The following is an 8,866-nucleotide window of genomic DNA, read 5'->3' as shown; positions in this document are numbered from 1 at the left end:
ACCCGGGCCTCGCAAAAATCACTTCTCAGGCCGCAAGCGTGCGAGTGCAGCGAGTGCGACGCAGCGGCCTGCAAGAGTTCAAAAAAGGGTAAGCACTTTTTTGAAGCGTGTCGAGGTTTCTCGACACGCTGGGGAGGGGCCCCGCGCCCCCTCCCGCCTGCGTCACACCTTGGAGAAGGGGGTCAGGATGTCCCAATCCTCAAAGGTAAAGTCGGTCTCCTCCTCCAGGGGGTCGTCGGAGTCGCCGTCCAGCTTGGCCAGTACGGTGGCGTCCAGGTTGACCCCCTCTAGGCGGATGATCTGCCGCCCGGCGGAGGAGTCGGGGTCGTCGTTTTCGATCACCAGGTCGAAATAGGCGTCCCGGCCCGTCGCCTTCCACTCCGCCAGCTTGGCCCGGAAGAGCGGGGTGATGTAGTAGATGGTCATGGAGCCGGTGCCCTCCGCGCCGGTGGTCTTGTGTCCCACCATGCGCCGGCCGATGGACTTTACCTGGCTCTTGGTCTTTTCCACCTTGGCCTCGATGGTCTTGGCGTAAAAGAGCTCCTCGTTGTTCCCGTCAATCTTGGCGTACGCGCGTCCCTCCTTGCCGGACACCGCATCCCAGCTGTTGAGTACCTTCATGTTCGTTCACTCCTCTCTTTTAATGGACGGCCACCGTCATATACAGCTTTTCCATGCTGTCGTTGGGGGTGAGGGCGCAGGCCACGGACACGTCCCGCTTGCCGTCCCCCTGGAGCACGGTCACGTCGTCGGGCGCAAAGCCGCTGATGGCGTCGATGCCCTCGTATTCCTTTCCGAGGGCCACCAGGTCGGCCTTGAAGAGGGCCCGGCCCGTCTCACTGTTGGTCTGTGTACCCAGGTAGCTCTGGGAGAAGGTCCGGGCCACATCGTTGGCCCAGCCGTCCATGACCCGCACCACCCGGTTGGAGGTCCAGTCCTCGCTGATCCCTCCGCCGAAGCTGGTGCGGCTGTTGAGGTCGGAGAGGACCCGGGCCTTTCCCCCGTCGGGGTAAAAGACGAACTCGCCCGCCTGCATGGCCTGCTCGTATTGTCCTCTGGTGTACTTGACGTCCACATCCACCGCGCCGTCGTAGGCCGTGTTGGTGAGGGACTCGTTCACCTCCGCCCCGGCGGTGGCGCCGGTGACCCAGGCCACGGCCTTGTCGCCGGTGAGCACGGTGCCGTCGGTGAGCACCACGCCGTTTTTCACGCTGATAAGGCCGATGTCGTCCCCGGCGTGCTGGTAGAGCACCCCCACCACCTTGCGTCCGTCCTCGTCCCGCAGCCGCTTGACGAAGGCGTCCACCAGCGCCTTTACGCTCTCATCCGTGCCGGGATAGCCCACGGCGTTGAAGTCCTCCACCTCCAGGGCGGTGAGCCAGGCCGCGTAGGCCGCGCCGTTCACCGTGCCGTTGGTCCCGCCGGTAAGGGCCGTGGCGGCCGCCGCCGTCAGGGTCTCCGCCGTGCCGAAGCTCACACAGTCGTTGGCTTTCAGGTCTGCCGCGCCGCCGGAGGCCGCCACGGTCTGGCGGTCCACCTCCTGTTCCTCCAGATAGGTCACCACGTCCACCTTCTCCTCGTCGTCGGCGTTGGCCTGCACCGCCGCCCGGAGGCTGTTGCCCCGGGTGCCGCCCCACCTGGCGGTGATCGTCATGCCCCCCACCGTGGCGCCGGCCTTGGCTCCGCCGGCGTTCACCCGGTACACCAGCAGGGTCGAGCACCGCTTCAGCGCCTCCCGGATGAGCAGCAGCTCCGCCGCCGTGGCGTCATGGCCGAACACCTTCAGGGCCGTCTGGTTGAACTCCCCGGCCTCCAGGGCATAGATCTGGCCCTCCGGCCCCCAGTCCAGCTCCAGGGGCAGGGCCGCCGTGCCCCGCTCTCCCAGCGTGGCGGCGGAGGCCGTACTCACGAAATTGATGTAGCTGCCGGGCAGGATCTTGTTTTGCACCGTAAAGGTGCCGCCTCCCATAGACATTCAGTTCACCTTTCTTTTCAAAAATGTTTCCGCCAAGCCCTGCGCTTGGCCTTTGGTGTAAAGTCGCCCCTCTTCCAGGACGGCGGAGAGCACGTCCCTGGGGACGGCCATGGTCCCGGCCTTCAGGAGCTGCCGCCGGGTGAACACCGGTTCCACTCCGCCCCGCCGGGACCGCTTGGGGGTCTTGGTCGTCACTGTCTCTTCCATGTCTCCTCCTGTTTCAGGTATTCCATCACCTCTCCGGTGGTCTGGGGCTCCTCCCGGTAATAGAGGTCGACGTCAAACGTAAATTGGCAGGACTTCCCGTCCTCTGCCACCTGGGCCTTCCGGCCCGTCAGGCGTACCGTCCGGGTGTGCGCTCCCTCCGCCGCCTCCAGCCGCCGGAAGGAGGCGAACATGGTCTCCGCCCACTGGGCGAAGGCCCCGGCGTCTCCGCTGTCCAGAAAGTAACGCACCCGAAAGCGCGCCTTCCGGTGCCGGAAGCGATCCAGCCCCTCGGTCTGTTCGGAGCCGGTGGACTCCAGGAAAAAGCTTCCGTCGGCCCCCGCGGGGATGGTCCCGGTGTACACGGGCCGGTCGGGCCACAGGGCCGTGAGCTTTCCCGCGGCCGCCTGCATAAGGTCGTATTCCGTCATACTCGTCTCTCCGTCATATCAGTCTTTTTTCCCTGGCCGCCGCCTCCTGGTGGGTGGGGTAGCGGACAGCCCGCCCCACCAGCTCCAGCTCCAGGGTCTCTCCGTCCGCCCGTTGTACCCGGACCCGGTCGCCGGGCCGCAGCTCCGGCTCGGGCGCCAGGAAGAGCACCGCGTCGTAGTCCAGCCGGTTCTCCGCCCGGTTCTGTCCGCTGCGCTCCCGGCTGAGCCTGGACTGCACCCCGGCCCGGGAGAGGGCACAGGGCAGCGCCCCATAGACCAGCTCGTACACCGTCCGGGTGAGATTGCCTTCCCGGTCCCGCCCCGGGCGGAGCACGTCGGTCCGGTCCTCATAGGTCTGCTCCAGCGCCGCCCGCTCGGCGGCGGGGTTCCCAAAGCCCATGGATATCCTCCTCTCTCGTCCTCGCAAAGTCCATTCCGCCCACGGCGATTTCTCGCTCCATTCCCTTGCTCGTCCTCCCCGAATCGAAACAGGTGTTTCGATTTGGAAAGGAAGAGCGGGACCGCAAATGCGGCAGTTTTCCGCTTCGCGGGAAACAGAGCGGCGTGGGCCTGTTCTGACGCCGTCGCCGTGTTTCGCTGTCGCCCTGCTCCCGGGCGCTCCGCGCTTCTTATTTCCTCAGCTTTCGATAGCCGTTCAGGGTCTCCCGCCAGCCGAAGAAGGTGCCCCCGTCCGCGAGCTCGAAGGTCCCTGCTCCCGCCGCGGCTCCGCCGCTCACGGCAAAGGAGGTGGACACGTCTCCCCGCTTGACAGAGGCCACCGGCCCCGCTGCGGCTCCGCCGCCCAGGGCCGCCCCCTTCCAATAGGAGGCCGTCATCAGCAGCAGCGCCCGCTCCAGCTCCGGAGGGAGCTCCTCCCGGCCCAGGTAGTTGAGCACCTGGTCCTCCACGGCCTGGAGCGCCGTACTCAGCAGTCCGTCCTGCTCCTCCTCCACAATGCCCAGCAGATGCTTGAGCCGGGCAAGCCGTTCATTCACGTGGTCCATCCCATCCGTTTCCTTTCTGTTTCGCCGTGCGGCTCCGCGCTTCGTTTTACCCCACCAGTTTTACCGCCAGGGTGTCGTCCAGGGTCTGGATGCCGTAGATGACGTCCAGGGATACGGTGTCCTTTTTCGTATCCTGGTCGTAGCCGTACACCACCCGGACGCCCAGGCCGTTGCCGCTGATGATGGCGGCCCGGTCGTCCCCCATGGGCAGGGCCAGGGGGCGGGTGACCAGGGCGATGGCGTTGCGGTGGAAGGCCAGGGAGTGGGGCTTGGAGACCACATAGGCGTCGGCGTTGGTGTAATCCTTCACCAGCTCACAGTCAATGCCCACCTGGGCCACAGCGCCGGAGACGGCGGTCTTGTCCTGGGTAAAGTGGTAGCGGTAGCCGTCCAGGATGAAGCAGTCGCCCTTCTTCACGGTGGCTGTGGCGGCGCTCACCCCCGTAAGGGCCACGACGGTCGCCCCCGCCGTACCGGTCACCTGGTAGGCCCCGGCGGTGCCGGGGGCGGCGGACAGGGAGTCGGGGCAGTTCTGGTCCATGTAGGTGTCCAGCGTGTACACACGGCCCAGTTCGGCGTTGCGCAGGGTCTCCCCGCTGCCCGCGTAGGCCACCTTCGAGAGATTGTCGGTGAGGGCATAGCGGTATTTGTGTGCGGTGGAGAGCACCAGTCTGCGCTGATCCAGGGGGGCCATGGCCGCGTCCAGGGTCTTGGCCAGGGCGGCCAGATCCGCCAGATCGGAAGGATCTGCGGTGGCCTGGACGGAGGCTGCGATGTTGGCGCACTCGTTGAGAAGGTCCTCGTCCACCGCCTGGGCGATGGCCCGCATGGCGGGGGCGATGAGCTGGCTGGAAAAGTCCCGGATATCCAGGGTCATCTCCCTGCTGGTCACCTCAAAGGACACGTCCCGGTGCCGGTCGATCTTCACGGCCACGCTCCCCTCGGAGGCGTCCTGCCGGACGATGGCGCCGGCAAAGTTCTTGGCCGTGAACTTGGCGGGCTTGCGGATGGTCACAGTGTCGCCCACCTGGACGAACTCATCGGAGTAGTCCCGGTGGACCAGATTCGCCATGACCAGATTGTTTTCCAGCACCATCAGGGCCTCCCGGGCGACGACGCTGGGGGTCAGAAATGTGTTTGCCATTGTAATTTCTCTCCTTTTTCCTGTTTGTTGTGATGGTTTCCTGCGGAGCTTCTATCCCGGAGGGCGCGGGCCTGTTCTGAAGCCGGCTCTGTCCCGCCTCAGCCCCCCTGCGCGCCTATCCTCCGCGCCTCTCTGTACTCCTCCATGGTGAGGCGTCCCAGCTCCTCCATGGTATAGCTTCTGCGGGGCGCGCCGCCGGGGGGCGCGGGGACGGCGCCGGCCAGGACCGGCGGCTCCGCCTCCCCGGTCCGGAAGAGGTAGGGCTTGGCGGTCCGGATGGGGGCAAGCAGCGCCTCCAGGTCGGTACGGAGCCCGCCGCTGCCGTCGGTCTCCACCGCGTCCAGGTCCACCAGGGGCAGGATATCGTCGGGGTCGTGGACCAGCCCGGCCAGACCCGCCCGCAGGGCGGCGGTGCGGAGGCGCCGCTCCACCTCCCCCGCGGGGAGATAGCTGCCGTCGTTGCCCGCCACCAGGTCCAGGTCTCCGCCCTCCGGTCCCGCACCCCGGAGGACCTCCTCCACCCGACCCGCCAGGTCCTCTCCCAGGAGGGCCCGAATGGGTTCCGCGATCATACGTTTAGCGCCTAATAGGAAAACGAGCTGCCAATATGGGAGATGCAGCACTCAAACAACCTTTGCCGCGGTATCGTTGTTGAGATCGATATATTCAAGGATTTTGCGGAGTTCATCGGTAAACTTGAAGTGAACACTGATGTTGCCGTTATCGTAAACCTTGATGTGGTCCACAAGCTCCACAAGAATATCACGGGTCAAACGGTCGATGTTCTGATACCTCATAAACGCCACCAACGCCGGATGCTCATCATCCACGCCGTTTGCCAGTTCCGCCCGTTCCTCCGTCAGATTTTTCAGTACGGCGGTCAGTTGGGCTGTCTGGCGCTCATAATCGGCTTTCATATTGTGGTAGTCGTCACGGGTGATCTCGCCGTCTTTCCAGTCCTGATAAAGTCCCTGCTTATATCGCGTAATTTTCGCAAGCTCCCGTTCCTTTGCCGCGATCAGGTCATCCAGCCGTCTGGACTGGCATTTCTTGACCGGGGCCGTATTGATCAGGGCCACGATTTCCGAGTAGGACACCGCCAGATGCACCTGCTGCTGAATTGCAAACAGGACGGCAGCCTCCAGACGGTTGTGCTTGATGGAGTGCATGGTGCAGGCAGTCCGGGAACGGTTCTTGTAGGTAGAGCAGGCATAGTACACATGGCTGCCGCTCACGCTCCGGGTCAGGGCCTTGCCGCAGTCCGGGCAGCGGAGGAAGCCGCTGAACAGATGGACCTGCCGTCCCTTGGGGGATGTGCGGGTGTCCCGCTTCAACAGGCTTTGCACCTTTTCAAAGGTCGCCCGGTCAATGATAGCCTCATGGGTATTGGGAACCCGTACCCAATCCTCCTCCGGAACAGCCTCGATTTGGTGAACCTTATAACTCTTGACACGGTGGCGGCCCTGAACCAAATCGCCGGTATAGATTTCTTTCGTCAGGATCTCGTGGATCGTGCGGGCACTCCACATGGGATTATCAGCATCGGAGGAGACGGGCAGTCCTTTCATGCGGCGGTAGGCCGCAGGGCTGGGGACGCCGTGCTCGTTCAGGTACATTGCGATGCCGTGCTTGGAGGTCCCCTCCAGAAACATCCTGTAAATCAGCCGGACGATTTCAGCCGCATCAGGATCAATAATGAGGTGGTGCTTATCCGCCGGGTCCTTGATATAGCCATAGGGCGCGAAAGCGCCTATATATTGACCGATGCGCCGCTTGTAGTCGAACACCTGCCGAATCTTCTTCGAGGTCTGAAAGCAGTAGTTGTCATTCATGACATTGGTGATGGGCACCTTAATATCGGAAACGCTGTCCGGGTCCAGAAAGCTGTCCACATTTTCTGCCAGAGAGATAAAGCGGACGCCCATCTGGACAAACAGGTTGTCGATCAGGCCCCCGGCGTCGCTGTAATTGCGGGCCAGCCGGGAGAGGTCTTTCACCACCACGCAGTTGATCCTGCCGTTCATAATATCGGCCAGCATCTCCTGGAAGTGTTCCCGGTCCGTGTCCGTCCCGGTGTGGCCGTCATCCACATATTCCCGGATGCTTTCAAATTCCTCAGCGTGGGTTTCATAAAAGTAGTTGAGAATATCCCGCTGGTTCTTGACGCTGTTGCTGCAGTCAAGCCCTTTCCGTATCTTCTGCAAGTCCTCCTTGGAGAGCCGGATATAGCTTGCCATTTTCCAGCGCCGGGTGCGGGTAGGGGCTGGATATGTAGGGAGAAAATTTTGTAGGCCCCTGTTCTTTTGCCGTGGCATTGGTCCTCCTTTCCCCTACCACATTACACCTATATTATACCTCTGGCACGGGGCATCAGCAAGGATGCCTCAGCCTTGGGACACTGTGTCTCGTAGCAGGAACAGACTGCGGTACAATGGTTATAGGCCGCTGCGCTGCCGTAAAAGGAACGCGCACAGCGCGTCCTGCAAGGCAGGGCCGTCCTCGGCAAACTCGATTTTTACACCCACGCCGCCCACGCAAAAGCAATAGGGATTGGCTGCCTTGTGGAGAAAGCGGGCGATCCGCTCTTTGTTGGACAGGGTGTGGTCGAGAGCCATGCCATCCACTTCGGGCAGCATATCCGCACTCACCGCGCCGATGTTGACGCTCCGCATATTCTCCAGTTCCTGTGCTGTCAGTTTCATAGAGTACCCTCCTTGTCATCATTCGTGTGTGTATCACGCTCCATCTCTATCTGTTGGGAAAGGCGCAGCGGACGGCAAATGCCGTCCGCTGCTTTGATTGGGACAAAGTGTCTCGTTGTCAGTAGGGACTCCGGTCATAGAGGGCCTGGGCCTCGTCCAGCGCGAGGAAGTCAAACACCTCATGCAACTCCCGCATCACGCGTTCAATATCAGCGGGCTTGAAGCCGCATCGCTCCATAGCGGCGATCACATAGCCCCGGCAGACACCCTCGCTCCAGGGCTGGGAGAGCAGGGCGGCCAGTTCAGGATCACAGCGCATGGTCCGCCTCCCGTTCCCGGTGCTGCCCTTTGGAGCCGGTCTCAATGACGGGGAGATTTTGCAGCTCCTCCAGATATATGCCTTTGTTCAGGCGGTCCCGGTCCGTCACAAGGATCGTGTCCGTTTTACCCTCCCGGATGGCCTGCAGAACAGCCTGCACGCCGGGATTGTCCAAGGTGGAGCCGAGACAACCGACATCCGAATAAATCCCGGCAATCTCGATCCCGTTTTCCTTTGCGTAGTCGAGCAAACAGAGCTGCTGGCCCCGGATCATATCCAGCGAAAAGGGGCCGGACGTGGAAGCGCGGCAGTATAAAACGGCTTTCATTTTGTGACCTCCTTTGTGTAATCCGGCACGGCAGCCGGGCCGGGACCCGGCTGCCGTGCGCGTATAAAGTTCCCTCTATATACCCAGGGAAGAAACCATGCGTTTCCGGACATGCTAAGACGAAATTTTCAGAAAAATTTTCGCATGTGTTCCAAGCCACGGTCAATGGCTTTCCGAACGGCATCTTCACGCACGCCCTCTGCCTTGGCAATCTCTTGATAACTCATACCCAGGAGATAGTGGGCGTCTACCCTCCGTCCCTGGGTTTCGGGGAGATGGTTCAGGGCGCAGCACAGGCGCCGGTACTGCTCAATGAGGGCCATGCACTCCTCCGGGGAGGGTTCAAACTCACAGATGGAGTTTTCAATGCCGTCCCCGGCGTCCAGAGAGTAGTTGGCCCTGTTGCGCTTCATGCGCCTCCAGTGGGTGACATCCTCCACCTTGCCAACCCGGAGTTCTTCTGCCACCTCCTCCGTGACCTCGATGAACTCGTCCGCCTTGTACCAATAGAAAAAATCCCGCAGGTTAATTGTCGTCATGATAGGTTCCGCCTTTCAGTTTCATTTGTGGTGGTGCGCTTGCACAGGAAAACATGAAAGGCTGGAAAGGGAGGGCTGCGGCAGCGGGCTTTGGGACACTTTGTCTCAAAGAGGGGGCGGACTGGGTATGCGAAGTCCGCGCAGATAATCTGGCAGAAAACGGCAAAGAGAAAGCCCGCAAAGACTCGGTCTGTCTTTGCGGGCTTTCTCCGTGCTGCTA

Annotated in this window: 13 protein-coding genes; all 13 read right to left on the bottom strand. The window is 62.2% G+C overall.

Going from position 1 to position 8,866, the window contains the following annotated elements; translation table 11 throughout:
• Nucleotides 1-162: 162 nt before the first annotated feature.
• The 13 genes from ABUA09_RS14895 to ABUA09_RS14835 all read right to left on the bottom strand — a co-directional run bounded on the left by ABUA09_RS14895 (nt 163) and on the right by ABUA09_RS14835 (nt 8,646).
• Nucleotides 163-621 (bottom strand): phage tail tube protein, encoded by a 459-nt coding sequence (locus tag ABUA09_RS14895; protein ID WP_349949479.1) that lies wholly within the window; start codon nt 619-621, stop codon nt 163-165.
• Between the two features lie 19 nt (nt 622-640).
• The gene (locus ABUA09_RS14890) at nt 641-1,948 is read right to left on the bottom strand and encodes a phage tail sheath family protein (RefSeq protein ID WP_349949478.1); all 1,308 of its coding nucleotides are present in this window, start codon (nt 1,946-1,948) and stop codon (nt 641-643) included.
• A 27-nt stretch (nt 1,949-1,975) separates the two neighbouring features.
• Nucleotides 1,976-2,182, bottom strand: a complete 207-nt coding sequence (locus tag ABUA09_RS14885) for a hypothetical protein (RefSeq protein WP_058116983.1) — start codon at nt 2,180-2,182, stop codon at nt 1,976-1,978.
• Nucleotides 2,167-2,610 carry a phage tail terminator family protein gene (locus ABUA09_RS14880; RefSeq protein ID WP_033118882.1) on the bottom strand — a complete coding sequence of 148 codons (444 nt, stop codon included), beginning with the start codon at nt 2,608-2,610 and terminating at the stop codon, nt 2,167-2,169. The genes ABUA09_RS14885 and ABUA09_RS14880 overlap by 16 nt, the downstream gene beginning before the upstream one ends.
• A 13-nt stretch (nt 2,611-2,623) precedes the next feature.
• Nucleotides 2,624-3,010: a hypothetical protein gene (locus tag ABUA09_RS14875; protein ID WP_075705216.1), complete on the bottom strand. Its 387-nt coding sequence runs from the start codon at nt 3,008-3,010 to the stop codon at nt 2,624-2,626.
• A 229-nt stretch (nt 3,011-3,239) separates the two neighbouring features.
• Nucleotides 3,240-3,614, bottom strand: coding sequence for a phage head-tail connector protein (locus ABUA09_RS14870; RefSeq protein WP_216521347.1), 375 nt, complete (start codon nt 3,612-3,614; stop codon nt 3,240-3,242).
• A 46-nt stretch (nt 3,615-3,660) separates the two neighbouring features.
• Complete coding sequence (locus ABUA09_RS14865) at nt 3,661-4,758, bottom strand: major capsid protein (RefSeq protein ID WP_033118885.1); 1,098 nt, start codon at nt 4,756-4,758, stop codon at nt 3,661-3,663.
• Nucleotides 4,759-4,856: 98 nt separating this feature from the next.
• Complete coding sequence (locus ABUA09_RS14860) at nt 4,857-5,330, bottom strand: hypothetical protein (protein WP_033118886.1); 474 nt, start codon at nt 5,328-5,330, stop codon at nt 4,857-4,859.
• 51 nt (nt 5,331-5,381) lie between these two features.
• Nucleotides 5,382-7,073, bottom strand: a complete 1,692-nt coding sequence (locus ABUA09_RS14855) for a recombinase family protein (RefSeq protein WP_349949477.1) — start codon at nt 7,071-7,073, stop codon at nt 5,382-5,384.
• Nucleotides 7,074-7,193: 120 nt separating this feature from the next.
• On the bottom strand, nt 7,194-7,460 hold the full coding sequence (locus ABUA09_RS14850; RefSeq protein ID WP_349949476.1) for a DUF6870 family protein: 267 nt from the start codon (nt 7,458-7,460) through the stop codon (nt 7,194-7,196).
• A 118-nt stretch (nt 7,461-7,578) separates the two neighbouring features.
• The gene (locus tag ABUA09_RS14845) at nt 7,579-7,779 is read right to left on the bottom strand and encodes a hypothetical protein (RefSeq protein WP_349949475.1); all 201 of its coding nucleotides are present in this window, start codon (nt 7,777-7,779) and stop codon (nt 7,579-7,581) included.
• A complete protein-coding gene (locus ABUA09_RS14840; protein ID WP_349949474.1) occupies nt 7,769-8,107 on the bottom strand; it encodes a recombinase family protein in 339 nt (112 codons plus the stop codon). Before ABUA09_RS14840 ends, ABUA09_RS14845 begins: the two co-directional genes overlap by 11 nt.
• A 128-nt stretch (nt 8,108-8,235) precedes the next feature.
• Nucleotides 8,236-8,646, bottom strand: a complete 411-nt coding sequence (locus ABUA09_RS14835; RefSeq protein ID WP_349949473.1) for an RNA polymerase sigma factor — start codon at nt 8,644-8,646, stop codon at nt 8,236-8,238.
• Between the last annotated feature and the right edge of the window lie 220 nt (nt 8,647-8,866).

The sequence above is a fragment of the Intestinimonas sp. RTP31139st1_F5_RTP31139_211217 genome, from assembly GCF_040226735.1.
GTDB lineage: Bacteria > Bacillota > Clostridia > Oscillospirales > Oscillospiraceae > Intestinimonas > Intestinimonas butyriciproducens.
This window is presented reverse-complemented; position numbering and strand designations above follow the sequence as displayed.